26 protein-coding genes and 2 pseudogenes are annotated in these 24,730 nt (G+C 72.4%); 13 read left to right on the top strand and 15 right to left on the bottom strand.

All coding sequences use genetic code 11. The annotated features are described in order from the left end of the window. Positions 1-2: 2 nt before the first annotated feature. Entirely contained in the window at positions 3-1,211 is a 1,209-nt protein-coding gene (locus tag GA0074694_RS02380) for an RNA-guided endonuclease InsQ/TnpB family protein (protein WP_091451736.1), read from the bottom strand. A gap of 119 nt (positions 1,212-1,330) precedes the next feature. Between GA0074694_RS02380 and tsaE the strand changes: the two genes are divergently transcribed. Beyond that, positions 1,331-1,816: a tRNA (adenosine(37)-N6)-threonylcarbamoyltransferase complex ATPase subunit type 1 TsaE gene (gene tsaE, locus GA0074694_RS02375; RefSeq protein ID WP_091451732.1), complete on the top strand. Its 486-nt coding sequence runs from the start codon at positions 1,331-1,333 to the stop codon at positions 1,814-1,816. On the opposite strand, the gene GA0074694_RS34070 is transcribed toward tsaE, so the two are convergent. Then, complete coding sequence (locus GA0074694_RS34070) at positions 1,797-2,024, bottom strand: type II toxin-antitoxin system HicA family toxin (RefSeq protein WP_218105636.1); 228 nt, start codon at positions 2,022-2,024, stop codon at positions 1,797-1,799. The genes tsaE and GA0074694_RS34070 overlap by 20 nt on opposite strands. 31 nt (positions 2,025-2,055) lie before the next feature. Continuing rightward, positions 2,056-2,268 (bottom strand): type II toxin-antitoxin system HicB family antitoxin, encoded by a 213-nt coding sequence (locus tag GA0074694_RS02365; RefSeq protein WP_091451722.1) that lies wholly within the window; start codon positions 2,266-2,268, stop codon positions 2,056-2,058. Between the two features lie 272 nt (positions 2,269-2,540). Here GA0074694_RS02365 and GA0074694_RS02360 point away from each other — a divergent pair, with 272 nt between their 5' ends. Further along, on the top strand, positions 2,541-3,113 hold the full coding sequence (locus GA0074694_RS02360) for a histidine phosphatase family protein (protein WP_091451718.1): 573 nt from the start codon (positions 2,541-2,543) through the stop codon (positions 3,111-3,113). A gap of 278 nt (positions 3,114-3,391) precedes the next feature. Here GA0074694_RS02360 and GA0074694_RS02355 read toward each other — a convergent pair whose 3' ends face one another. After that, complete coding sequence (locus GA0074694_RS02355) at positions 3,392-4,069, bottom strand: hypothetical protein (RefSeq protein WP_091451716.1); 678 nt, start codon at positions 4,067-4,069, stop codon at positions 3,392-3,394. A 234-nt stretch (positions 4,070-4,303) separates the two neighbouring features. On the opposite strand from GA0074694_RS02355, the gene ung reads away from it, so the two are divergent. From ung to GA0074694_RS33870, 8 genes and pseudogenes are all read left to right on the top strand, one after another. Beyond that, on the top strand, positions 4,304-5,005 hold the full coding sequence (gene ung / locus GA0074694_RS02350; protein WP_091451713.1) for a uracil-DNA glycosylase: 702 nt from the start codon (positions 4,304-4,306) through the stop codon (positions 5,003-5,005). A 116-nt stretch (positions 5,006-5,121) separates the two neighbouring features. Further along, positions 5,122-5,799, top strand: a complete 678-nt coding sequence (tsaB, locus tag GA0074694_RS02345; protein WP_091451710.1) for a tRNA (adenosine(37)-N6)-threonylcarbamoyltransferase complex dimerization subunit type 1 TsaB — start codon at positions 5,122-5,124, stop codon at positions 5,797-5,799. Next, positions 5,796-6,293: a ribosomal protein S18-alanine N-acetyltransferase gene (gene rimI, locus GA0074694_RS02340; protein WP_091451707.1), complete on the top strand. Its 498-nt coding sequence runs from the start codon at positions 5,796-5,798 to the stop codon at positions 6,291-6,293. The genes tsaB and rimI overlap by 4 nt, the downstream gene beginning before the upstream one ends. A 9-nt stretch (positions 6,294-6,302) precedes the next feature. After that, positions 6,303-7,349, top strand: coding sequence for a tRNA (adenosine(37)-N6)-threonylcarbamoyltransferase complex transferase subunit TsaD (tsaD, locus tag GA0074694_RS02335; protein ID WP_091451703.1), 1,047 nt, complete (start codon positions 6,303-6,305; stop codon positions 7,347-7,349). A gap of 64 nt (positions 7,350-7,413) precedes the next feature. Further along, positions 7,414-7,668: a hypothetical protein gene (locus tag GA0074694_RS02330; RefSeq protein ID WP_091451700.1), complete on the top strand. Its 255-nt coding sequence runs from the start codon at positions 7,414-7,416 to the stop codon at positions 7,666-7,668. Positions 7,669-7,736: 68 nt separating this feature from the next. Next, a complete protein-coding gene (locus tag GA0074694_RS02325) occupies positions 7,737-9,440 on the top strand; it encodes an ABC transporter ATP-binding protein (RefSeq protein ID WP_091451697.1) in 1,704 nt (567 codons plus the stop codon). Further along, positions 9,440-11,317, top strand: coding sequence for an ABC transporter ATP-binding protein (locus GA0074694_RS02320; RefSeq protein ID WP_091451693.1), 1,878 nt, complete (start codon positions 9,440-9,442; stop codon positions 11,315-11,317). Before GA0074694_RS02325 ends, GA0074694_RS02320 begins: the two co-directional genes overlap by 1 nt. 117 nt (positions 11,318-11,434) lie before the next feature. After that, positions 11,435-11,791, top strand: a pseudogene (locus tag GA0074694_RS33870) (CGNR zinc finger domain-containing protein); the annotation flags it as partial. Between the two features lie 282 nt (positions 11,792-12,073). Here GA0074694_RS33870 and GA0074694_RS32530 read toward each other — a convergent pair. From GA0074694_RS32530 to GA0074694_RS32145, 9 genes and pseudogenes are all read right to left on the bottom strand, one after another. Then, the gene (locus GA0074694_RS32530) at positions 12,074-12,454 is read right to left on the bottom strand and encodes a hypothetical protein (protein ID WP_245714756.1); all 381 of its coding nucleotides are present in this window, start codon (positions 12,452-12,454) and stop codon (positions 12,074-12,076) included. Positions 12,455-12,668: 214 nt separating this feature from the next. Continuing rightward, positions 12,669-13,847, bottom strand: a complete 1,179-nt coding sequence (locus GA0074694_RS02310) for an ROK family protein (protein ID WP_091451686.1) — start codon at positions 13,845-13,847, stop codon at positions 12,669-12,671. Positions 13,848-13,874: 27 nt separating this feature from the next. Beyond that, entirely contained in the window at positions 13,875-15,134 is a 1,260-nt protein-coding gene (locus GA0074694_RS02305) for a sugar ABC transporter permease (RefSeq protein ID WP_091451681.1), read from the bottom strand. Next, positions 15,131-15,955 (bottom strand): ATP-binding cassette domain-containing protein, encoded by an 825-nt coding sequence (locus tag GA0074694_RS02300; RefSeq protein ID WP_091451677.1) that lies wholly within the window; start codon positions 15,953-15,955, stop codon positions 15,131-15,133. Before GA0074694_RS02300 ends, GA0074694_RS02305 begins: the two co-directional genes overlap by 4 nt. A gap of 110 nt (positions 15,956-16,065) precedes the next feature. Continuing rightward, on the bottom strand, positions 16,066-17,163 hold the full coding sequence (locus GA0074694_RS02295) for a sugar ABC transporter substrate-binding protein (protein WP_091451674.1): 1,098 nt from the start codon (positions 17,161-17,163) through the stop codon (positions 16,066-16,068). Positions 17,164-17,445: 282 nt separating this feature from the next. Beyond that, complete coding sequence (gene ybaK / locus GA0074694_RS02290) at positions 17,446-17,925, bottom strand: Cys-tRNA(Pro) deacylase (RefSeq protein ID WP_091451671.1); 480 nt, start codon at positions 17,923-17,925, stop codon at positions 17,446-17,448. Between the two features lie 9 nt (positions 17,926-17,934). After that, a complete protein-coding gene (locus GA0074694_RS02285; protein ID WP_091458534.1) occupies positions 17,935-19,119 on the bottom strand; it encodes a THUMP-like domain-containing protein in 1,185 nt (394 codons plus the stop codon). A gap of 159 nt (positions 19,120-19,278) precedes the next feature. Beyond that, a complete protein-coding gene (locus GA0074694_RS32150; protein ID WP_245714516.1) occupies positions 19,279-19,590 on the bottom strand; it encodes a hypothetical protein in 312 nt (103 codons plus the stop codon). 8 nt (positions 19,591-19,598) lie between these two features. Then, positions 19,599-19,829: pseudogene (locus tag GA0074694_RS32145) on the bottom strand (cellulose binding domain-containing protein); the annotation flags it as partial. Between the two features lie 506 nt (positions 19,830-20,335). Here GA0074694_RS32145 and groES point away from each other — a divergent pair. Next, the gene (gene groES / locus GA0074694_RS02275; RefSeq protein WP_088976050.1) at positions 20,336-20,650 is read left to right on the top strand and encodes a co-chaperone GroES; all 315 of its coding nucleotides are present in this window, start codon (positions 20,336-20,338) and stop codon (positions 20,648-20,650) included. 69 nt (positions 20,651-20,719) lie between these two features. Then, positions 20,720-22,369 carry a chaperonin GroEL gene (gene groL, locus GA0074694_RS02270; RefSeq protein WP_091451667.1) on the top strand — a complete coding sequence of 550 codons (1,650 nt, stop codon included), beginning with the start codon at positions 20,720-20,722 and terminating at the stop codon, positions 22,367-22,369. A gap of 327 nt (positions 22,370-22,696) precedes the next feature. Here the strand turns inward: groL and GA0074694_RS02265 are convergent, their stop codons facing one another. Continuing rightward, positions 22,697-23,080 carry a WhiB family transcriptional regulator gene (locus tag GA0074694_RS02265; protein ID WP_091458531.1) on the bottom strand — a complete coding sequence of 128 codons (384 nt, stop codon included), beginning with the start codon at positions 23,078-23,080 and terminating at the stop codon, positions 22,697-22,699. Positions 23,081-23,336: 256 nt separating this feature from the next. Between GA0074694_RS02265 and GA0074694_RS02260 the strand changes: the two genes are divergently transcribed. After that, positions 23,337-24,173: a helix-turn-helix transcriptional regulator gene (locus GA0074694_RS02260; RefSeq protein ID WP_091451664.1), complete on the top strand. Its 837-nt coding sequence runs from the start codon at positions 23,337-23,339 to the stop codon at positions 24,171-24,173. 29 nt (positions 24,174-24,202) lie between these two features. Here GA0074694_RS02260 and GA0074694_RS02255 read toward each other — a convergent pair whose 3' ends face one another. Next, on the bottom strand, positions 24,203-24,616 hold the full coding sequence (locus GA0074694_RS02255) for a DUF5319 domain-containing protein (RefSeq protein WP_091458529.1): 414 nt from the start codon (positions 24,614-24,616) through the stop codon (positions 24,203-24,205). Positions 24,617-24,730: the final 114 nt, after the last annotated feature.

Below are 24,730 nucleotides of genomic sequence, written 5' to 3'. Positions count from 1 at the left end.
GCCTAAAGTCGGGGGATCCCCACCCTCACGGGCAGGGGTTCCTGGTTCACGGCGGACCGCACGGAAGGAGGATCTTCGTGTCTGACGTCCGCTCCGCAGGCGTTTCGTGTCTCGACCAGCCCGGCCGCGACGGCGATGTTCTGGGCGGCGTTGACGTCCCGGTCGTGCCGGGTGCCGCAGGACGGACACCGCCAGTGGCGGGTGCCCAGGGAAAGGGTGGCAAGCAGGTGCCCGCACGCCGAGCAGGTCTTGCTGGACGGGTACCAGCGGTCGACCACCGCCAGATGCCGGCCGGCGCGCTGCGCCTTGTAGGCGAGCAGGGTACGGAACTCGGCCCAGCCGGTGCGGGAGATCGCCTTCGCCATGAACCGGTTGCGGACCATGTTGCCGACAGCGAGGTCTTCCACGGCGATAGCGTCGAATCGGCGCACCAGAGCAGTGCTGGTCCGGTGCAGGAAGTCCCGGCGCGCGTCCCGCACCCGCGAATGAGCGCGCGCCACTTTCCGTCTGGCCTTGGCCCGGTTCGCGGAGCCCTTCCGCCGGCGGGCCATCATCCGCTGGTAGCGTTTCAGACGGCGCTCCCGCCGCTCCATGTGCCTCGGGTGGGGGACGCGTTCACCGGTGGACAGCACCGCGAAGTCCGTCAGACCAAGGTCCACACCCACCACCCGGCCAGTCGGCTCGGGTGCGGTGGGGGTCTCGACGTCTACGGCGAAGGTCACGAACCAGCGGCCGTCCGGGTCACGAGACATCGTCACCATCGTCGGATCCAACCCGGCCGGGTCGATGTCGGGCCACGACCACACGAACGCCAGCGTTCCTGGTGTCTTCCCCAGAGACAGCGTGCCGTCGCGCAGGCGGAACGCCGACCGGGTGAAGGAAGCGGACTGCCGGCCGTGCCGGGACTTGAAACGCGGATACCGGGCCCGCTCTTGGAAGAACGCGGTCATGGCGGTGTGTTGGTGCCGCAGCGTCTGCTGCAACGGCACCGAACTGACCTCGCCCAGGAACTTCAGGTCGGGCTGTTTCTTCAGCTCCGTCAGCGCCCGGTCGGTCTCGGCGTACGAGGTCGACACGTGGTCGGTGCGCCAGCGGGCGGTCCGGGCGGCCAGGGTGCGGTTCCAGACGAAGCGGACGCATCCGAACGTGCGGTTCAATACCGCCGCCTGTTCCGGGGTGGGGTACGCCCGACACCGGTACGCCGTCCGCATAGGACAAACCTACCCGAAAGGTTGATCATGATTGGCAGTGGGACCGCCATTCCCTCCCGCCCTGAAGAACGGGGCATTCTGGCGGCGATCCGGTGAGCGGTGTGCGCGGTGAAGAAACTGTGACGGTCGTCGTGACGCTGCCCACCCTGGCCGACACGCACGCCTTCGGCCGCCGGCTCGCCGGGCTGCTCCGCGCCGGTGACCTGGTCCTGCTCACCGGACCGCTGGGGGCCGGCAAGACCGCGCTCACCCAGGGCATCGGCGCGGGTCTCGGGGTACTGGGCGACATCACCTCGCCCACCTTCGTGATCGCCCGGGCGCACCGGCCCGATCCGGCGCGCGGCGGGACGATCGGCCTGGTGCACGCCGACGCGTACCGCCTGGGTGACGCCACCGACCCGCGCGCCGAGATCGACGACCTCGACCTGGACGCCTCGCTGGACGACTCGGTCACCGTGGTCGAGTGGGGGGAGGGCCTGGCCGAGCATCTGACCGAGTCGCACCTGCACATCCGCCTCGACCGCCACGACGACGACACCCGCACCGCCGAACTGATCGCCGTCGGCGGCACCTGGCCTGACCGACTTACCCGACTCCGGCTCTGAACGCGCCGCCGGACGGACTCAGCGCAGCAGGTCGAGGAACTCCGCCGGGGTCAGACCGGGCCTGGCGGAGTATCGAGGCCAGGGTGCCCCGCTTGATCGTGCCGTGCTGCGGGACCACGACCACGTTGCCGGCGGGATTCCGGTAGACGGCATGACTGCCCTTGGTCCGTACATGATCGAACCCAGCCTGCTTCAGCGCGTCCAGCACCTTGCGAAGCGGAAGGTCGGCGAGGGGGGACTCACGCAGCCCTTCCCACCTGGAAGGACGTCACCAGGGGCGTTGCCTCGATCGTTGGTTGGGACACCTCGTCCAGGTAGACCTCGACGGCCTCGCGCAGATTCGTCAGCGCCTCCTCGAGCGTTCCGCCCTGACTGGCCACGTCGAGTTCCAGGCAGCGGGCGACGTACCAGTCTTCTTCCTGGTGAACCGCCGCCGTGAGGGTCCGACCCATCACGCCTCCAGAAGTAACGCTATGACAGGACTACTTTACGGATGTCGGCACCGGTGCCCAGCCCAACGACGTTCCGCCGTACAGCGCGAACCTGACTCGCGCGGACCCGACCTGCGCTCGAAACCGAGGACGACACAGGGTGCCCGCGAGTGGCTCTGCCCGCGCCGTCCTACGTCTTCGGCATGTCCTCCGTCGGCTGATGCCCGACACCGGGGCCCACCCGACGTTCGACATGCCTGTGTAAGCATCGACACGACTGGAGGTCAACTACGGTGGCTCGCACGCTCCTGTATCTGGTCCGCCATGGTGAGCAGGACCCAGCGCTCGGTCATTCGACAGATGGCGGCCTCTCCGAACGGGGCCGTCGGCAGGCGGATCGGCTCGGCCGGCGGCTGGCGGACATGACGTTCTCGACTATGCACCACAGCCCGCTGCCCCGGGCAGTCGAGACCGCTGAGGTGCTCGCTGACTACCTGCCGGATGCCCCTCGGCACGCCTGCGACTTCGCCATGGACCGAACGCCCGTACCCTCCGTCGAACACCGGAACGAGTACCCCGAACCTCTTCTCCGCTGGCTGGACCGGGTTCCGAATCAGGAGCGCGACGAGGACGCTCTCGGCCTACGGGCCGCTGTAGACCACTTCGGTGCCGACAGCGCCGAGGACCGGTATGAACTCGTGGTCACGCATAACTTCGTGATCGGTTGGTTCGTCCGGCACGTCCTGGACGCTCCCACGTGGCGCTGGATGAGCCTCAACCAGGAGAACTGCGGGTTGACGATCGTGCGGTGGGACACCAACCGACCTCCCGCCCTGGTCTGCTTCAACGACATCGGGCACCTCTGATCCAATCCCCGGTGCCCGTCGTCGCCCGGATGGAGGGCGGCGGGCACGCGTAGGCGGAAACCTTCGTCCGGACCGGGACCGGCGAGCGTTAACTGAAGCCTGATAAGGCGGGTCGGGACGTGGCCGTCATAAGGCGGGTCGGGACGTGGCCGTCGTCAACTCCGTGGTTGCCGGAGTGAGGCGGGGCGGCCGGTGCCGGTCAGCGCAGCAGGTCGCGGAAGCGTGGTCAGGTGGGGCTGGCCGCCCGGACGGTAGCCCCACCCTCGCGGCGGGACGCCTCAGGCGGGGTCGTCGAAGTAGCCGATCTCCACGAGGCTGTTCCCGTCGAGCTGGTACACGGAGGTACGGCGGACCACGTCCACCGTCGACGACGGGTCGTCGGGGCGCTTCAGGAACTCCACCCTCGCCCGCCCGGCACTGATCGTCACCTTCTCGATCGGGGTCCGGTCCCCGATGTCGACCATGGTCAGGTACGCCGGCCTGCCGTCGACGTTGCGGAACATCGCGAGCTGCCAGAACTTGCCCGTGCCGCCGCCGTCCATCAGCACCGGGACCACGGCGTCGGCGGCGCCGTCGCCGGTCAGCTCGCCGATCGCGCACGGCCACTGCAACTGGACGACCACGCCGTCCTCGCCGGACCAGAGCCCGTCGAGCAGCGGGATCGGGTCGCGGTAACCGTTGTACGGCTGGGCCGCGCTGCCGAGCCGCGCGGTCTCCAATTGCTTGCAGGTGAGCGGTTTGGCCTGCGTCGGCGGCTTACTGCTCGTGCTCGGCGTACTGCTCGGCCCGGCGGCCGGGGTGGCGTCGACGGCGTCGTTGTCGTCGTCCGGCTGGGGTGCGCTGGTCGCCCGGTCGGCGCCTTTCGTCCCGCTGCTGGAGCCGGTCTCGCCGCCAAAGCCGCAGGCCAGCCCGGTGAACAGGGTGACGGCCAGGAGGGGCAGCAGGGTTTTGCGCATCAAGGATCCTTTCGTGAGGTGGCCGCAGCGTAGTGCGCCACCGCCACGGGGCGAATCCGCCCGAACCGGGCAGGGCTGGACCGGCCGGTGGGATGGCCTCGGGCTCTGCCGGGCCGGCCGGGTGGGATCGCGTCCGGCTCTGCCGGGCCGGCCGGGTGGGAACTGTCGGTGCGGACTGGTAGAAGTAGCGATCTGGTCGGTGTTCAGAGCCGACCGCTCGACGAAAGGTGGCCCATGCCCGCGGACGTGCCGACCCTCGCCCTGCTCGACCTGCTGCCGGAGGCGTGGCGTGGCGTGCTCACCCCGCACCTCGACCCGGCCCGGACGGCCGCGCTCGGGGAGTTCGTCGCCCGGGAGTACGCCACCCAGACGGTCTTCCCGCCGGTCGAGGACCTCTTCTCGGCGTACCGGCTCTGCGCGCCGCAGGACTGCCGGGTGCTGATCCTCGGGCAGGACCCGTACCACAAGGCCGGGCAGGCGCACGGGCTCAGCTTCAGCGTCCGGGACGGGGTGGCCGTGCCGCCGTCGCTGCGCAACGTCTTCAAGGAGCTGAGCGAGGATCTCGGCGTGGCGAAGCCGCGCAGCGGCAACCTCGACGGCTGGGCGGCGCAGGGGGTGCTGCTGCTCAACGCGGTGCTGACCGTCCGGCAGGCGACGCCGGGCTCGCACGGCAACAAGGGGTGGGAGGAGTTCACCGACGCCACCATCCGGGCCCTCGACGCGCTGGACCACCGGGTGGTCTTCCTGCTCTGGGGCGGGTACGCCCGCAAGAAGGCCGCGCTGGTCACCAACCCGCAGCACGTGGTGCTGGAGTCCGGCCACCCCAGCCCGATGAACCCGCGCGGCTTCCTGGGCAGCCGTCCGTTCAGCGCGGCGAACAAGGCCCTCGCCGACGCCGGCCTGCCCACGGTCGACTGGGAGCGGTCGGCCGGCTGAACCGCCGCACCCGCGTCGGGCGCGTCCGTCGCCGCCCGGCCGGTGGTGGCCGGGGCGACGGCGGGCTGCGACCGAGTCGCCGGAGGGCCGGTGGTGGGCCCGGCTAGGGTGGGCACGTGCTCGTACTGGTGGTGGACTCCTCGACCCCGGCGGTGACCGCCGCGCTGGCGGAGATCGGGCCGGACGGCGTCACGCTCCGGGCGGAGCGTCACGCCGTCGACGGCCGGGCCCACGGCGAGCTGCTCGCGCCGCAGGTCGCGGCGGTGCTCGCCGAGGTGGGCGCCCGTCCCGTCGACCTGGGGGCGATCGTCGCCGGGCTCGGGCCCGGCCCGTTCACCGGGCTGCGGGTCGGCCTGGTCACCGCCGCCAGCATGGGCCAGGCGCTCGGCGTCCCCACGTACGGGGTCTGCTCGCTGGATGCGGTCGGCTACCCGGCGGCCGCCGGGGAACCGGTGCTGGCCGCCACCGACGCGCGCCGCCGGGAGGTCTACTGGGCGGTGTACGACGCCGTCGGTGAGCGGATCGCCGGCCCGGACGTCGACGTGCCGGCCGTCGTCGCCGGACGGGCCCGCGACCTCGGGGCCACCGCCATGGTCGGCGACGGCGCGTACCGCTACGCCGACGTGCTCGGCCTGCCGCTGCGGGCCGAGCCGCGCTATCCGTCGGCCGTCGCGCTGGCCGGACTGGCCGCCGAGCGGATCCTCACCGCCGCCCCCGGCGAGCGGCTCACCCCGCTCTACCTGCGCCGGCCGGACGCGGTGGCGGCCACCGCCCGCAAGCCGGTGCTGCCGTGACCGCAGCCGACGCGACCGGCGACAGGTCGGTCCGCATCGACCGGTTCCGCTGGTGGCACATCGACGCGGTACTGCCGATCGAGGCCGACCTCTTCGGCGTCGAGCAGTGGTCGCCAGCGATGTTCTGGAACGAGTTGGCCAACCGGCACCACTACCTGGTCGCCACCGAGTCCGGTCGGGCCGTCGGCTCCGCGGCCGACGACGTGCTCGGCTACGCCGGGCTCGCCGTGGCGGCCCCGGACGAGGCGTGGGTGCAGAACATCGCGGTCCGGCGGGACGCCCAGCGGCGCGGGGTCGGCCGGGCCCTGCTGGAGGCGCTGCTCGCCGAGGCGGACGCCCGGGGGACCCGCGACGTGCTGCTGGAGGTCGCGGTGGACAACGCCCCGGCCCAGAAGCTCTACGCCGGGTACGACTTCGAGCCGATCGGCATCCGCCGTGGCTACTACCAACCGACCAACACCGACGCGCTGGTCATGCGGCGCACCAGGGACTGACGACACGCGATGGCTGACGAACCGCTGATCCTCGGCATCGAGACCTCCTGCGACGAGACCGGTGTGGGCATCGTCCGGGGCCACACCCTGCTGGCCGACGCGCTCGCCTCCAGCGTGGAGCAGCACGCCCGGTTCGGTGGCGTGGTGCCCGAGGTGGCCAGCCGCGCCCACCTGGAGGCGATCGTGCCCACCATGGACCGGGCGCTCGCCGGGGCGGGCGTGACCCTCGCCGACATCGACGCGATCGCGGTCACCTCCGGCCCCGGCCTGGCCGGGGCGCTGCTGGTCGGCGTGGCCGCCGCCAAGGGTTACGCGCTGGCCGCCGAGAAGCCGGTGTACGGCGTGAACCACCTCGCCGCACACGTCGCGGTGGACACCCTGGAGCACGGCCCGCTGCCCGAACCGGCGGTCGCCCTGCTGGTCTCCGGCGGTCACTCGTCCCTGCTGCTGGTCGACGACCTGGCCCGGGGGGTGACGCCGCTCGGCGCGACCATCGACGACGCCGCCGGAGAGGCGTTCGACAAGGTGGCCCGCCTGCTCGGCCTGCCCTTTCCCGGTGGCCCGTACGTCGACCGGGAGGCCCGTGCCGGCGATCCGGCCGCGATCGCCTTCCCGCGTGGCCTCACCGCCGCCAAGGACCTCGCCGCCCACCGGTACGACTTCTCCTTCTCCGGGCTGAAGACGGCGGTGGCCCGCTGGGTGGAGGCCCGGCAGCGAGCCGGCGAGCCGGTGCCGGTCGCCGACGTGGCGGCCTCGTTCCAGGAGGCGGTCTGCGACGTGCTGGTCACCAAGGCGCTGGACGCCTGCCGGACGCACGGCGTGGAGACGCTGGTCATCGGTGGGGGGGTGGCCGCCAACTCGCGGCTGCGGGCGATGGCGGAGCAGCGCGCCGCCAGGCACGGCGTCCGGGTCCGGGTGCCCCGGCCGCAGCTGTGCACGGACAACGGCGCGATGGTCGCCGCGCTCGGCTCGCACCTGGTCGCCGCCGGGGTCGCGCCGAGCCGGCTCGACCTGCCTGCCGATTCGGCCATGCCGCTGACCACGGTCAGCCGGTAACCTTCGCAGACGGGGCGGAGGCAGGCGCCGTCAGCAGCGGCGAGGCGGAGGGTGGGCGGACGACGTGATCGTACGGATGTGGGAGGCCCGCGCCGAGCCGTACGGCTTCGACGACCTGCTGGCCTGGGTCTGCGACATCGGGCTGCGGGAGTTCGAGCACGACCCGCTGCACGTGTCGAGCGAGGTCTTCACCTCCACCGACCACCGGGTGGTGGTCGTCTCGAAGTGGCGCAACACGCCCCGCTCGTTGCCCGATCCTCCGCCGACCCTGCTCGCCGGACCCGCCCACTCCTGGGACTTCACGCAGGTCGATCGCTGACACGCCGGCCCTCCGGTGGGTGACGTGACGGGCGCGTTCCGTGTCCGTCGCCTAGGTTTTGTCCTGTCATGCGTTCCCTACCGGCCGGCGATCCCGGCATCCCCGACCCCCGGTCGGCCACCCGCTTCCTGGTCTGGCTGGCCAACCAGAGCCGCCCCACCCTGGTCGCCGGGATCGTGCTCGGCGTCGTCTGGATGGTGGCCCAGGCGCTCGCCCCGGCGGCCATCGGCCGGGCGATCGACGCCGGCCTCACCGCCCGTGACCCCGGCGCGCTGGTCACCTGGGGACTGGTGCTGCTCGGGCTCGGGGTGCTCCAGGCGGTCGCCGGCGTGCTGCGACACCGCTGCGCGGTCCACAACTGGCTCGCCGCCGCGTACCGCACCGTGCAGCTCACCGTCGAGGCGGCGAACCGGCTCGGCGCGACCCTGCCCCGGCGGGTCGCCGCCGGTGAGCTGGTCAGCATCGGCACGTCGGACATCGGGCAGATCGGCTCCGCGATGGAGATCCTGGCCCGGGGCAGCGGCGCGGTGGTCGCCCTCGTCACCATCACGGTGATCCTGTTGACCGCCTCGCTGCCGCTGGGCCTCGTCGTGGTGCTCGGGGTGCCGGTGCTGATGACGGCGGTCGGGCTGCTCATCCGGCCGCTGCACCGCCGGCAGCGCACCTACCGCGACCAGGAGGGCAGACTCACCACCCGGGTCGGGGACATCGTGCGCGGACTGCGGGTGCTGCGTGGCGTCGGGGGCGAGCAGATGGTCGCGGCGCGTTACCGGGTCGAGTCCCAGGCGCTGCGCGCCGAGGGGGTACGGGTGGCCCGGGTCGACTCGTTGCTGGCGGCGGTGCAGATCCTGCTGCCCGGTCTCTTCCTCGCCCTGGTCACCTGGCTCGGGGCCCGGTTCGCGCTGCGGGGGGAGATCAGCGCCGGCCAGCTCGTCGCCTTCTACGGTTACACCGCGTTCCTGGTCACCCCGCTGCGCACGATCACCGAGACGATCGACCAGTTGACCCGGGGGCACGTGGCGGCCCGCCGGGTGGTCGACCTGCTCCGGCTGACCCCGGAGCTGGCGGACCCGGCCCGCCCGGTGCGGCTGCCCGACGGCCCCGGGGAGCTGGTCGACCCCTGCTCGGGGGTGGTGGTGCGTCCCGGCCGGTTCACCGCACTGGCGACGGCGGAACCGGCCGACGCCGTCGCGATCACCGACCGGCTCGGCCGGTACGTGGACTCGGACGCGACGCTGCACGGCGTACCGCTGCGGGACGTGGCGCTGGCGACGGTGCGGGAGCGGATCCTGGTGGTCGACAACGACGCGCATCTCTTCACCGGGGTGCTCCGCGCCGAGCTGGACCCGCACGACGTCGCCGACGACGCCACGATCGCCGAAGCCCTGGCGACGGCGAGCGCGACCGACATCGTCGAGGCGCTGCCGGACGGGCTGGACAGCCCGGTGGCCGAGCGGGGCCGGGAGTTCTCCGGCGGGCAGCAGCAGCGCCTGCGGCTGGCGCGGGCGCTGGTCGCCGACCCGGAGATCCTGCTCCTGGTGGAGCCGACCAGCGCGGTGGACGCGCACACCGAGGCGCGGATCGCCGCCCGCCTGGGGCCGGCGCGGGCCGGTCGCACCACCCTGGTCTGCACCACCAGCCCGCTGGTGCTGCGGGCCGCCGACCACGTGATCGTCATGGAGGACGGCAAGGTGGTCGCCGAGGGGCGGCACGAAGACCTGCTCGGCACCGAGCCCCGGTACGCCGCGACGGTCAGCCGGGCGGAGAACTGATGGCCACCGCCCTGCCGGTCGCGGACGCGGCGCAGGTCCGCCGGTACGCCCGCGCCCTGACCCGCCGCCATCCGGGCGCGCTGGCCTGCGCTCTCGCCCTGCACGCGCTGGCCGCCGCGGCGGGGCTGGCCGGACCGCGCCTGCTCGGCGACCTGGTCGAGGGGGTCTCCCGGGGCGACCGGAGCACACCGGTGGACGCGATCGTGCTGGCCATCGCCGGTTTCGTGGTGGCCCAGGCGGTGCTGCTCCGCTTCGCGCACATCGCCTCGGCGCGGCTGGGCGAACGGGTGCTCGCCGCGCTACGGGAGGAATTCGTCGACCGGATCCTGGCCCTGCCACTGGCCACGGTGGAGCGGGCCGGCACCGGCGACCTGCTGACCCGGACGACCCGGGACGTCTCCGCCCTGTCCCGCACGGTCCGGCTGGCGGTGCCCGAGACCCTGATCGCGGTGGTCACCGCCCTGTTCGTCCTCGGAGCCCTGCTGCTGGTCGGGCCGCTGCTGGTCCTGCCCTGCCTGGTCGCCGTACCGGTGCTCGTCGTCGGCACCCGCTGGTACCTGCGCCGGGCCACCGACGGTTACCTGCGGGAGAACGCTGCCTACTCGGACATCACCGACGGGATCAGCGAGGCCGTCGAGGGTTCGCGGACCACCGAGGCGTTGCGGCAGCAGGCGCGGCGGCGGGCCCGCACCGACGCCGACATCCGCCGGTCGTACGCGGCCGAGCGGTACACCCTGTGGCTGCGGACGGTCTTCTTTCCGCTCACCGAGATCGGGTACCTGGTGCCGGTGGTGGCGACCCTGGTCGTCGGCGGCTGGTTCTACCTGGAGGGCTGGGTGAACCTCGGCCAGGTCACCGCCGCGACCCTCTACACGCAGCAGCTCATCGAGCCGGTCGACCGGCTGCTCGCCTGGCTGGACGAACTCCAGGTCGGCGGGGCGTCGCTGGCCCGGCTGCTCGGCGTGGCCACCCCGGACGGGCCGGACGCGGCCCGGTCCGCGCCGGACGGGTCCAGGCCGTCCCCGGTCGACGCGCCGTCCCCGGTCGACGCGCCGTCCCCGGTCGACGCGCCGTCCCCGGTCGACGGGGCGGACCCGACGGGCGGACCGGACCCGACCGGCGGGGAGACCGAGCGGCCCGGCACCGGGCGGGTCGCCGTCCGGGACGTGACGTTCGCCTACCGGGAGGGGCGGGACGTGCTGCACGGCGTGACCCTGGTCCCGGAGCCGGGGGAGAAGCTGGCCATGGTCGGCCCGTCCGGGGCGGGAAAGTCCACGCTGGGCCGGCTCCTGGCCGGGGTGCACACCCCGCGCACCGGTTCGGTCACGGTCGACGGGCGGCCCCTGACCGGGCTGCCCCTGACCGAGCTGCGCCGGCACGTCGCCCTGGTCACCCAGGAGCACCACGTCTTCATCGGCACGCTGCGGGAGAACGTGGCGATGGTCCGCCCGTCCGCCGCCGACGCCGACGTCCGCGCGGCGCTGGCCGCGGTCGACGCGCTGGACTGGGCCGAGGCCCTGCCCGACGGCCTCGGGACGCGGGTCGGCGCGGGCGGACATCCGCTCACCGCCGCGCAGGCGCAGCAGTTGGCCCTGGCCCGACTGGTGCTGGCCGACCCGCACACCCTGGTGCTGGACGAGGCGACCTCGCTGATCGACCCGCGCGCGGCCCGGCACCTGGAACGGTCGCTCGCGGCCGTACTGGAGGGCCGTACGGTGATCGCGATCGCGCACCGGCTCTTCTCCGCGCACGACGCCGACCGGGTGGCGGTGGTGGAGGACGGCCGGATCACCGAACTCGGTTCGCACGCCGACCTGCTCGCTCGCGGCGGCTCGTACGCGGACCTCTGGCGCTCCTGGCACGGTCCGCCTCCCTGACCCGCCGCCGCCCGGCCGGAGCTGGCGACGGATCCTGGGCGGGCCGGGCAGCGGTCCGGGGCGGGCTGGTCAGCCGCCCAGGGCCAGGCAGACGTTCTCCTGCTCGACGCCGCCACGGTGCGCCGGCTCCGGGCGGTGGCCGAGGAAGAGCCGGACGTGGCCGAGCGGGTGCTGACCGAGACCCGGACCTTCCGGTCTGCCCTGCGGGCCACGCTGCTGACTGCTGGCGACACCGCAGCCTTCGAGGTCGTCGCCGGAGTAGCCGAGCGGGCGGCCGCCGCCTCCCGGCTCCGCGCCGACGCGGAGGGGGCCCTGCGGTGGACCCTCGACGAGGAGGCGGGGCTGGCCCTGCCACTGCTCGCCTGCGGCCGGGCCGCCGCCGATCTGCTCACCACGGCGGACCGGCGCCGGGTGCGGGCCTGTCCCGGCGACGACTGCGGCTGGCTCTTCCTCGACCCGCGTGGCCGGCGGCGCTGGTGCAGCATGACGGTCTGCGGCAACCGCGGGAAGGTCCGCGCGTACGCCACCCGCCACCGACGGCCCGGCCCCGGTTCCCGGGTGGGGGATCACCACCTGGGAACAGCCGACGTTCTGATGATTGACGAGCACCCGTGCCCCGAAGGACACGGGTGCTCGTTCACGGGTGCCCGCATGGAGGCCGTCGTCGATTCCGAGTCCGGCAACGTCCTGCCAGTGCGGTGGTGGTCGCTCTCAGCCCCGCGCGCCCCAGCGGCGCGCGGGGGGCTTGCACAGCCGTCAGCTGTGCGAGAACGTGTAGTAGGCCGACCAGACCGAGCTGCCGTAGGTCCGGAACACGTTGTGCTCGCCCGTCCTGATCGTCTTCGAGCCGATGAAGACCTTCGCGCCGTTGCCGTGGGCATACACGTTCACCGGCTCGGTGCTGCCGGCGGCGAGCGTGATGCTCCAACACTTGCCCGGCCCCACCACGTAGCTGGTGAACCCGCCACGCCAGGGGAACTCCACGGTCGAGGAGTAGCCGGTTCCCTTGTTGCAGAGTCCGGTCCGGTTGGTGGTCGCCGCCGCTGCCGGCGTCGCGGCGGTGGTCAACCCGGCCAGGACCAGGGCGCCGACCACGGCCGGTCGCCACGCCTTGCGCACACGAGTCAAAGCTGCCATTTGGGCTCCTAGGGCCTTGTAGTGGATTGTTGACGTGGACCAGTCCAGACACCCGCGTAACGCGCTCGTCTACGGGAGACACGGATGCGTCCGGTGGGTTGGTTCACGGAACTTCCACATTCGGCCCCCACGCCTGTGCGGCAACCCGGCCGGGCGACCGGCTCGGCAACGGGGCGACCCGATGCGGTGGAACTGCCGCGGGGCCGGTTCGGGGTCAGACGTCGAGGGGATCGGCGAGCAGTCGCTCGAAGGCCAGCTCGGCCGCGCCGATCAGGGGTGCCTCGTCGCCCAACTTCGGGGTGCGCAGCCGGACCTGCTCCCGGCAGGCGGCCAGCGCCATCGAGTTGAGCCGGCTGCGCACCTGGGCCGCTGCGGCGAGGTAGAGGTCCCGCATGGTGCCGCCGAAGACGACCATCTCCGGGTTGAGGATGTTGACCAGGTTGGCGACGCCGAAGCCGAGCCAGTCGCCGGCCTGGCGGACCGCGGCCTGGGCGCTGGCGTCCCCGCGTGCCGCCGGGTCCACCACGGACAGGATGGCGTCCTGCCCCTCCACACCGTCGCGGCCGGCGGCCCGCAGCAGCGCGGGCCCGCCGATCTCGGTCTCCCAGCAGCCCCGGGAACCGCAGCCGCAGGGCTGCCCGTGGGGGTTGACGACCATGTGGCCGACCTCGCCGCCGTAGCCGTCGTGCCCGGTGACGCGCCGCCCACCGGCGATGATGCCCGCCCCGACCCCCGCGTCGCCGTGCAGGTAGATGACGTTGTCGCAGCCCACCGCCACGCCTCGGACGTGCTCGGCGAGCATGGCCAGGTCGGCGACGTTGCCGACCGCGACCGGGTGTCCGGTACCCAGCCCGGCGCGGAGCAGCTCGCCGAGCGGTTCGTCGACCCAGCCGGTGGTGGGACTGGACCGGACCAGGCCGTCGGTGCGGCGGACCATGCCCACCACCGCCACGCCCGCGCCGACGCAGACCGCGCCGGTCGAGGTGCCCTGCTCCATCTCCTTGACCAGAGCGGTGAGCAGCGGTGCCGCCTCCGCCGCCGTCGAACCGTGCGCCCGGGGCACGTCCCGGCGGTCGAGCAGCTCGCCGCCGAGCCCGACCCGCGCGGCCCGCAGCCGGTCCACCTCGACGCTGAACGCGTACGCGAAGACCCGCTCCGACTCGGGCCGGACGACCAGCGAGGGTCGCCCGGCCCGGCCGGTCTCCTTCGGGGCGCCCTCGCTGACCAGGCCCGCGCCGGCCAGGTCGGCGGTGAGTGCGCCGATGGTGCTGCGGTTCAACCCGAGGGCGGTGGTGAGTTCCGCCCGTGAGGTCGCGCCGTGCACGTGGACGTAGCGGAGCAGCGCGCCGAGATTCTGCCGGCGGATCTCGTCCTGGCTGGGTCCTGTGCGCATGCTCCTGGTACTCCGGTCGAGGGGTGGTCAGCGGGTGCCGGTGGCGGCGGCCCGTCGTCGGGAGAACGCGTCGACGCTCGCGGCGAGCAGCAGCACCACCCCGGTGACCACGTACTTGACCCCCGAGCTGTAGCCCATCAGGCCCATGCCGTTGTCGATCACCGCGACCACCGCGCCGCCGAGCACCGCGTCGAGCACCCGTCCCTTGCCGCCGAAGAGGCTGGTCCCGCCGATCACCGCCGCGCCGACGGCGTAGAGCAGTACGTTACTGCCCCCGGTGTTCGGGTCGACCGAGTTGGCCCGGCTGGCGGCGACGATGCCCCCGATCGCGGCCATCGTCGAGCAGATCACGAAGACCGAGATCCGGATCCGGTCGACGTTGATGCCGGCCCGGCGGGCGGCCTCCTTGTTGCCACCGACCGCGTAGACGTGTCGGCCGTAGGCGGTGCGCTGGAGGACGAAGGTCCAGAGCACCAGCAGCGCGGCGATGATCGGCACCACGATCGGCACACCCTTGAGCGAGCTGATCAGGACGTTGCGGCTGCGCTCCAGGTTGAGGATGTAGACCGCGACGCCGAGGATGACCGCCAGCCCGCCGATCCGGGCCAGCACCACCGGGAACGGGTCGGTGACCAGGCCACGGCGGATCCGCTTACGGTGGCGCAGCAGTTGGGTCGCCGCGTATCCGCCGACCACGACGGCGAAGAAGAGCCAACCGAGCACCGGCGGGAGGTTGCGGTTGGCGATCGCCACCAGCACCTTGTCCCGGACGGAGATGTTGCTGCCGCCGCTGATCAGCAGCAGCACGATGCCCTGGAACGCGAGGAAGGCGGCGAGGGTCACCACGAAGGACGGAATGCCCACCTTCGCCACCAGGAAGCCCAGGGCGAGTCCGATGACCAGGCCGGTGAGGATGGCCGCCAGCACCGCCACGTACCAGGGGTAGCCGGCGACGGTGACGATGTTCGCCAGGACGGCGGCACAGACCCCGCTGGCGAAACCGGCGGAGAGGTCGATCTCGCCCAGCAGCAGCACGAAGACCAGACCCATCGCGATCAGCGTGACCGCCGCGCCCTGGGTGAAGAGGTTGGCGAAGTTCACCGCCGAGAGGAACGACGGTCGCATGACGGAGAAGACCGTGCAGAGCACGAGCAGCCCGAGGACGGCCGGCAGGGCCCCGATGTCGCCACCGCGTACCCGGCTGACGTAGTTGCGGAGGTGGTTACCCACGGTCGACGGCGCGGTGGCCTTCACCGGACCGACCTTGCGCACGGCGGTGCTGGTCATCGCAGGGCTCCTGGGGTGCTGTCGACGGACCCGCCGCCGATGTCGGGGTAGGGCGTCCCGTTGCCGGTCATCAGGCCGACCGTGCCGGAGCGGCCGGCGGTGATCAGCTCGACCACCTGGGCGTGCGTGATGTCGCTGGTCTTCACCTGGGCGACCATCTGGCCGAGGTAGAGCGCGGCGATCCGGTCGGAGACCGCGAAGACGTCGTTCATGTTGTGCGAGATGAGGACGACGGCCAGCCCGTTGTCCGCGAGCCGGCGGACCAGTTCGAGCACCTGGGCGGTCTGCGCGACGCCGAGCGCGGCGGTCGGCTCGTCCAGGATCACCAGCCGGCTGTTCCAGAGCACGGCCTTGGCGATGGCCACGGTCTGCCGTTGGCCGCCGGAGAGGCTGGAGACGTGCTGGCGCAGCGACGTGACCGTCCGGACGCTCAGCCCGGCCAGAGTCTGCGCGGCCATCTGCTCCATGGTCGGCTCGTCGAGCACGATGCCGCTGCGCTTCTCCCGGCCCAGGAACATGTTCTGCACGATGTCGAGGTTGTCGCAGAGCGCCAGATCCTGGTAGACGACCTCGATACCCAGGGCGGCGGCGTCCCGGGGGCTGTTGATGGTGACCGGCCGGCCGTCGAAGAGGAACCGGCCGGCGTCCGTCGGATAGATGCCGCTGATGCACTTGACCAGCGTCGACTTGCCGGCGCCGTTGTCGCCGACCAGAGCCGTCACCTCCCCCGGGTGGGCGGAGAAGGCCACGTCACGCAGGACCTGGACCGGGCCGAAGCTCTTGTCGATCCCACGCAGTTCCAGCAGGGGGGTGGTGGACACGGGTCTCCCTCACGTTTGTCGAGCCGCCGGGGGGCGGGCGTCACCGCGGGTTGCGGTCCTCAGGTGACGCCCGCGCTCCGGTGGGGGGGGGCACCGGAAACCGGTACGGCTCAGCTGATCCCGGCCTCGGTGCAGAGCTTGGCGTACTCGGCGGTGCAGAGCGCCTCCTTGGCGACGAAGCCGTCCGCCACCACGTCCTTGACGTTCTCCTTGAAGATCAGCTTCGGGGTGAGCAGGACCGACGACACGTCCCGGCCGCCCTCCGGGTCCTTCACCGTCTGCCCGGTCTCCTTGCGCTCGCCCTTGGCCAGCCCGATGGCCAGTTCGGCGGCGGCGTCGGCCTCCTGCTTGATCGCCTTGTAGACGGTCATGCACTGGTCACCGGCGAGAATGTTCTGCAGCCCCTGCACGTCGGCGTCCTGCCCGGTCACCGGGACCTTGCCGTTGAGCTTGTTCTTCTTGAGCACCGAGATGGCCGCGTTGCCGAGCCCGTCGTTCGCGGCGAGCACACCGTCGATGTTGCCGCCGGTCTGGGTCAGCATCTGCTCGAACAGCGTGGCGCCCTGCGCGTTGTCCCAGGCCGGGACGGACTGCTCCGGACCCTTGACGTACTCACCCGAGTCGAACTTGGGCTTGAGCACCGAGTCGTAGCCGTTCTTGAACAGGGTGGCGTTGTTGTCGGTGGGGGAGCCGTTCAGGTACGCGACCACGGGCTTCTCGACGCCCTTGTCGGTCAGGCACTTCGACAGGCCCTCGCCCTGGAGCTTGCCGACCGCCTCGTTGTCGAAGCTGACGTAGTACTCGGCGCTGCCGCCGAGGGTGAGCCGGTCGTAGTCGATGGTCGCCACACCCTGCGACTTCGCCTTGTCCAGGACCGCCTTGCCGGTGCCGGAGTCCAGGTTGACGATCATCAGGGCGGTCACCCCACCGGTGATCATCTGGTCGGCGATGGTCTGGAACTGGTTCTTGTCGTCCTGGGCGTTCTGGATGTCGTAGTCGACGCCGGCCTTCTTGAAGGCCGCCTCCAGGAACTTGCGGTCCGCGTTCTCCCACCGGCCGGAGGACTTGCTGTCCGGCAGGATCACGCCGATCTTGGGCTTCTTGTCGGAACCGGCGTCGTTGTCGCTGCCCGAGTCGTCGCCGCAGGCGGTCACGCCGCCGGTGACGAGCAGGCCCACGGTCGCGATGGTGAGGATCCCTCTGCGCATGTGCGGGGTTCCTTTCGGGGGTGGGGGTGTGTTGTTTTGTTGTGTCCGGCAACGTATTCCGCGTCACACCGACAGCGCAAGACTGTCGAGGTCATGGATTTGTTGGCTGCGGTAACAATTCAGCAACGCCGACGAAACCCGCAGGTCGGATGGCCGTTACCGGCATCGGTGGGAACGAAGATGATCAACGCGTTGCCCGACGGCGTCGCCCGACGGCGTCGCCCGACGGCGTCGCCCGACGGCGTCGCCCGACGGCGTCGGCCGCCGGTGGCGGACCGCCGTTCAGCGGGTGGCGATCGGCGCGGTGGTCGCCCCGGTCAGCGCGACCAGGTCCGCCGGGGCGAGTTGGAGCTGGAGCCCGCGCCGCCCGGCCGAGACGTAGATCGTCGGGAAGTCCAGGGCCGAGGCGTCCAGCACCGTCGGCAGCCGTCGGCGCTGACCGAGCGGGCTGATGCCGCCCCGCACGTGACCGGTGACGCGTTCGGCGACGGCCCGGTCGGCGAGGACGGCCCGCTTCCCGCCGGCCGCACCCGCGAGCGCCTTGAGGTCCAGTTCGCCGGTGACCGGGACGACCGCCACGGTCAGCGCGCCGTCCACCTCGGTGACGAGGGTCTTGAACACCCGGTCGGCCGGTACGCCGAGTGCCGCGGCGACCTCGGCGCCGTAGTTCGGGGTGTCCGGGGTGACGTCGTACGGGTGGACGCTGTGCCCGACCCCGCGCTTGACCAGCAGCGCTGTCGCCGGTGTTCCCCGTCCCGCCACCGGGCCAATCTAGCCGGTCGGCTGGCAGACCAGCACGGTCGGCGCCCCGGCGACCCGGGTGAGCACCACACTCGCCGCCTGGTCGCCGGCGAGCCGCAGGTCGCGCCGGAGCCGCTCGGGCTCCAGCGCCGAGCCGCGCTTGAGGATCTCCACCCGCCCCACCCGCCGGTCGCGCAGCAGCGCGCGCAGCCGCTTCAGCGAGAACGGCAGCACGTCGGTGACCTCCAGACAGCGGGCGAAGGGGGTGCCGGTGGGGGTGTCCGCGTACAGGTAGGCGATGCTCGGATCGGCGATCGTCGCGCCCAGCGTGGTGGCGAGTTCGGCGACCAGGTGCGCGCGGACCACCGCCGGGTCCGGGTCGTACAGGTACCGCCGGACCGGACCGACCGCCGCCTCCTCGGCACCCGAGCCGGTGAGCTGATGCACGGCTCCGGCCCGCAGCACGGTGGCCCGGCGGGGCAGGTCGGCCAGCCGGCCGCACCAGAGCGCCGCCTCCACCAGGTCGCCGTCGACGCTGACCCACTCGGCCTCCGCGCCGGCCGGGATCAGCGCGTGGTCCAGCCCCGGGGCCACCTTCACCACCGTGTGCGGCACCCGTGCGGCGAGGTCGGTCACGAAGTCCCACGGGGGTGAGTACGCCTTCGGGTCGAAGATCCGCCGCCCGGTGCCGGTGCTGCGGCGGGCCGGGTCGCAGAAGACCCCGTCCACCCGGGACACGTCGAACGCGGTCGCGTCGCCGCGCTCCACCGTGAACGATCCGGTCAGTCCGGCCGCCTCGGCGTTCGTGGCGGCCATCGCGGCGGTCAGCGCATCGGCCTCCACCCCGTACACCCGGAGGCCGGCGCGGGCGGCGGCGAGGGCGTCCGCGCCGAGACCGCACCCCAGGTCGGCGAGGGTGCGTACCCCGGCGGCGCGCAACCGTGCGGCGCGCCGGTCGGCCACCACCCGCCGGGTCGCCTGCTCCAGGCCGGCGCGGGTGAGGAACATCCCGGCCGCCTCGGGGCCGAACTTGGCGGTCGCGCGTCGCCGCAGCTCGGCCTGGGTGAGCGCGGCGGCGGCCAGACCGGCCGGAATGCCGGCCGAGCGGAGGGTGGCCGCCGCGGTCAGCGGGTCGCCGCCGGCCACCCGCGTCGCCGCGTCGAGCGCGGCCGACCCCTCGGGGGTACGCAGGGCGGCGAACTGGTCGAGGTCCACCCGCCCCATTCTGGACGGCCCCCACCGCCGCCCGTCGACCACCTCGGCAACCCGCCGGCCCTGGTCGTGTGGCGGGGGCGGTTCGGGAGGTAGCAGGGGTCCCCTGTTACCGCTTTTTGTCGAACAGGGGTCCCCTGCATGCACCCGGAAGCCGCCCGGTCAGGGCAGTGACCGGAGGAACGGGCCGTGGTGCAGGCGGAACTCCCACGCGTAGAACCGGTCCCAGTTGATCGACCAGGTCATCAGGCCCCGGAAGGCCGGGTTGGTGCCGCTGCGCGGCGCGTACGATCCGCAGCTCTGCCCGCTGACCAAACAGGTGACCGCGGCCTGCACCCCGGTGGGGGCCAGGTAGCCGTTGCCGGCGCTGGGGGAGGAAGGCGCCCCGAAGGCCACCTGGTCCTCGCGCAGCGCGGGGAAGAACCGGTCGGGGTTGCCGGCGACCGGGAAGCCGGCCAGCAGCATGTCGGTCATCGCGACGTGGTGCCGTTCCACGAACGGTTGGTGAAGGTGTGCCGCTGGCCGGCGCTGCTGAGCGTGGCGTCCCAGTAGGAGCCGAGCGTGGTGCCCGCCGGCAGGCTGAAGACGACCTGCCAGCCGGTGATGGTGGCCGGGCCACCGTTGGTGATGGTGTAGCGCCCCTCCCACCCGGTGCCCCAGTCGGCGGTCCTGACGAAGGTGGCGGTCGGGCCAGCGGCCTGTGCCGGGGTGGCCATGACGAGGGTCGTGGCGGTGATGGCGGCGAGGGCCGACACGGCGGCCAGCAGCGGTCTGGGGGCAGGGCGACGCATCCGGACCTCCCGGTAGGAGAGCCGTCTGATCGACGGATGTCTAATTATTGGGATTATTAACTTTAATTGTCCAGGTGTGTCGGGGGATCCGCCGACACGCTCGTCCGCGTAGGTGGCCGGAACCTGCGCCGGGGCTGTGCGGCAGGGTGCGTGACGGGCGGTCCGGGGGCGGGGGTCGGACACCGTCGCGGGGCCCGGACCGGCGCGATGCGCCCCGCCGTCGTTGGCACTCTCCTTGACGGAGTGCTAGCGGAGGCCTAATCTGCGATTAGCACTCTCCCATCGAGGGTGCCAGCTTCCGGGCCCGGCCCGGAGGTTCAACGCCAGGCGGACCGGCACCCGCGACGACGGCCCCGCCCGGTGGCATGTGGCAGATTGACGCTGGTCGGCCCCGCCGACCGGTTACGAAACCAGTACCCCAGGAGGGTATGCCCGTGACTACCGCGACCAAGGTTGCGATCAAGCCGCTCGAGGACCGGATCCTGGTCCAGGCGAACGAGGCTGAGACCACCACGGCGTCGGGCATCGTGATCCCCGACACCGCCAAGGAGAAGCCGCAGGAGGGCACCGTCCTCGCTGTCGGCCCGGGCCGCGTCGACGACAAGGGCAACCGGATCCCGGTTGACGTGCAGGTCGGCGACACCGTCATCTACTCGAAGTACGGCGGCACCGAGGTCAAGTACGCCGGCGAGGAGTACCTGGTGCTCTCCGCCCGCGACGTCCTCGCGGTCATCGAGAAGTAAGCAACCGATCAGTGTCGCTGCCCCGGTCCGGCTCGCCGGGCCGGGGCAGCAACGCTTGAAGGGATATCCATGGCGAAGATCCTGAGCTTCTCGGACGACGCCCGGCACCTGCTCGAGCACGGTGTCAACGCCCTCGCGGACGCGGTCAAGGTCACTCTCGGCCCACGCGGGCGCAACGTCGTCCTGGACAAGAAATTCGGTGTGCCGACGATCACCAACGATGGGGTCACCATCGCCAAGGAGATCGAGCTCACCAACCCCTACGAGAACCTCGGTGCGCAGCTGGTCAAGGAGGTGGCGACCAAGACCAACGACGTCGCCGGCGACGGGACCACCACCGCCACCGTGCTGGCCCAGGCCATGGTCCGCGAGGGCCTGCGCAACGTGACCGCCGGTGCCAACCCGGCCGGTCTCAAGCGCGGTATCGACGCGGCGGCGGCCAAGGTCTCCGAGGCCCTGCTCGACCGGGCCGTCGAGGTGGCCGACAAGAAGTCGATCGCCCACGTGGCGACGATCTCGGCGCAGGACGCCACCATCGGCGAGCTGATCGCCGAGGCGATGGAGAAGGTCGGCCGCGACGGTGTCATCACCGTCGAGGAGGGCTCCGCCCTGCACACCGAGCTGGACGTGACCGAGGGTCTCCAGTTCGACAAGGGCTTCATCTCGCCGAACTTCGTGACCGACCTGGAGTCGCAGGAAGCGGTCCTGGAGAACCCGTACATCCTGATCACCACGCAGAAGATCTCCGCGATCGAGGAGCTGCTGCCGCTGCTGGAGAAGGTCCTCGCCGACAGCAAGCCGCTGCTGATCGTGGCCGAGGACGTCGACGGCCAGGCGCTCTCCACGCTGGTGGTCAACTCGCTGCGCAAGACCCTGAAGGTCTGCGCGGTGAAGGCGCCGGGCTTCGGTGACCGCCGCAAGGCGATGCTCCAGGACATGGCGATCCAGACCGGCGCCGAGCTGGTCGCCCCGGAGCTGGGGTACAAGCTCGACCAGGTCGGGCTGGACGTGCTCGGCACCGCCCGCCGGGTGGTCGTCGACAAGGAGAACACCACCATCGTCGACGGTGGTGGCCGGGACACCGAGGTCGCCGACCGGGTCGTGCAGATCCGCAAGGAGATCGAGGCCTCGGACTCCGAGTGGGACCGGGAGAAGCTGGCCGAGCGGCTGGCGAAGCTCTCCGGCGGCGTCGCGGTCATCAAGGTGGGCGCGGCGACCGAGGTCGAGATGAAGGAGCGCAAGCACCGCATCGAGGACGCCATCGCGGCGACCAAGGCCGCGGTCGAGGAGGGCACGGTGCCCGGCGGCGGTGCCGCCCTCGCGCAGATCCTCCCGACGCTCGACGACGACCTCGGCTTCACCGGGGACGAGAAGGTCGGCGTCTCGATCGTGCGCAAGGCGCTGGTCGAGCCGCTGCGCTGGATTGCGCAGAACGCCGGCCACGACGGCTACGTCGTCGTGCAGAAGGTCACCGGCAAGGACTGGGGCCACGGCCTCGACGCGGCTGCCGGCGAGTACGTCGACCTGGTCGGCAAGGGCATCATCGACCCGGTGAAGGTGACCCGTAACGCGGTCACCAACGCCGCGTCCATCGCCGGCCTGCTGCTGACCACCGAGAGCCTGGTGGTGGAGAAGCCGGAGAAGGCCGAGCCGGCTGCCGGTGGACACGGCCACTCCCACGGTCACGGCCACAGCCACCAGCACGGCCCCGGTTTCTGACCGAACCGCGACACCCACGTCGGGCGTTCCGCTCCCCCGGAACGCCCGGCGGCACGACGACGCGGGGCACGCCGTCCACCCCGACGGTGTGCCCCGCGTCGTCGTTCCGCCGGTCCACGGTGTACCAGTCCGACGTCGTCGCCAGGCGGAGGAAGGACCATCGGCCTCCCGCGGGGTGGGTCTCCGTCGTCTGGAACCGGCGGGCCAGGGCGACCGGCTCCTCGAACGCCTGCCCGCCGCCAGTCCACCAGCGCGGACATGCTTCCGGACAGCACACTGCCGCGCCCGGCAGGGACGCGGCAGCGGTGATCGTGGTCGGCGGGTGCGTCAGGCGACGTTGCGCTGCGCGGGCATCGTCGACTTGTGCGGGCGGCCGAGGCGGGCCTCCAGGCGGGCGACGTCCACCCGGCTGCGTCGCCGGTCGGCCAGGTCCTCCCAGCCGATGGCGAGCAGTCGGAGGCGCTCGGACTCGCTGAATCCGCCCCAGACCCCGTACGGCTCACGGACGGAGAGGGCGTGCGCGGCGCACTCGGCGCGTACCGGGCAGGCCCGGCAGACCGCCTTGGCTCCCGACTCGCGGCGCAGGCGGGAGGAACCGCGTTCGCCGTCCGGGTGGAAGAACTGGGCGCTGTCGCGGCCCCGGCAGGCACCGAGCCGCTGCCAGTCCCAGAGGTCGACGATGGGTCCGGGCAGTCTACGTACGTTCGACATCAGCACCCCTCCTCCCGCGCGGCACCGCCGCGATGGTCCGTTAGGCCGGTCCCGGGCAGCGGATCGCGCGAGTACGCCGTGTCCGGCCCGGCCCCTCGGTACCCTGCCGTCCCTCCGCTCACACGTGTGTGATCGAAAAGTTCCGGCAACTCGCGGCAAAGAACCTATATGTCGGAAAAGTCTAGAGAATTGCCCGGAACGCCCTCATGATCAGCGCCGCCCATGGTCTCCTTCCTGACGGAGAGGAGACCCCACTGTGCGTACGGTTCTCGTCTGCGTCCGAACCCCGTTGGCGGCGCAGCACCTGTCTTCCGCAGCGGCCAGGCTGGGCCTGTCCGCCGTCGTCCGTACCGCCGTCTCCGATCCCGAGGTGATGCTGCGCCTCGCCGAGCAGCCGCCCGACGTGGTGCTCGCCGACACCGCGCTGACCCGGCCGGACAGCGCGGGTTTCGTCCGGCGCGTCCTGGCCCGGGCACCCCAGGCGGCGGTGCTGCTGCTCGGCGCGGAGGAGTCCAACGCGGCGGCGGCCACCATCAGCGCCGGGGCGCGCGGGCTCATCCAGGGCGTCGACCAGGACCTGACCAGCGCGGTCGCGAAGGCACTCCTGCTGCTCACCGCCCCGGGGCGGTCGTCCCGTCGCCGGATCGCCGATCCGGCCCTGGACACCGCGGCCGTGGTCGGCGCGACCGGCCGGCCGGGCGGGCGTACCCCGGCCGCCACGGCGGCGGACTGGCCGGACGAGATGCCGGGCGGCCCGGCGATGGTTCCGGTGCAGCGCGGCGACGACGAGCCGGACGACGGCGCCGAGCCGGAGACCGCCGGGGCGACGCCGGAGCGTCGCCGGGCCGAACCGGCCGGACGCGGGCGGGGCGAACCGGCCGGGCGCGGACGGGGTGGGATCGGGCTCACCGAGCGGGAACTCCAGGTGCTGCTCGGCATGGCGGAGGGGAAGAGCAACGCCGAGATCGGCCGTGAGCTGTTCGTCTCGGAGGACACCGTCAAGACACACGCCCGCCGGCTCTTCCGCAAGCTCGGTGCCCGGGACCGGGCGCACGCCGTCGCCGCGGGCTTCCGCGCCGGCCTGGTCGCCTGAGCTGAGGCCGGCCCGGCTGCCCGGCCGGGTCAGGCGCTCGGGGAGTCGGTGTCGTCCTCGCCGGACTCGGTCAGGGTGTCGTGCACCCCGTCGGCGTAGCCACGGGCGTAGTCCCAGGTGACGTAGTGGTCGGGATCCGGGTCGTAGGCCGGCTCGTGCACCCGGGGTCGTCCGGAGCTGAGCAGGTGGCGCAGGTTGCCGCGGAGCAGGTCCCAGTCGAAGTAGTGCGGCTCGTGGCAGTCCTCGCACTCGATCACCAACCCGCGGACCCCGATCGGCGCCAGCAGCGCCTGGTAGATCTCCAGATCCGCCAGGTCCTCCAGGACGTCCTGCCGCTCGACGTCGGTCAGCGGTTCCAGCCCGGTGTCGTCGCCGGGATCGTGCAGGCCGGCGGCCGGGTCGGCCGGGTCGCCGTTAAACGGGTCGATGGGCTCGTCGTGCACCCCCTCACCGTAGACCCAAGCCCGTCCGCCCGCCTGCCCCAGCCCGCCCGTCACCGCACTGCGCCGCCGCCCGGGGCCGCCCAGCTCAATGGGTACGATGAGGTGACGCGCCCG

This window comes from Micromonospora inyonensis (genome assembly GCF_900091415.1).
GTDB classification, from domain to species: Bacteria; Actinomycetota; Actinomycetes; order Mycobacteriales; family Micromonosporaceae; genus Micromonospora; species Micromonospora inyonensis.
Note: the sequence above shows the minus strand (reverse complement) of the source record. Positions and strands in the feature narration are given on the sequence as shown.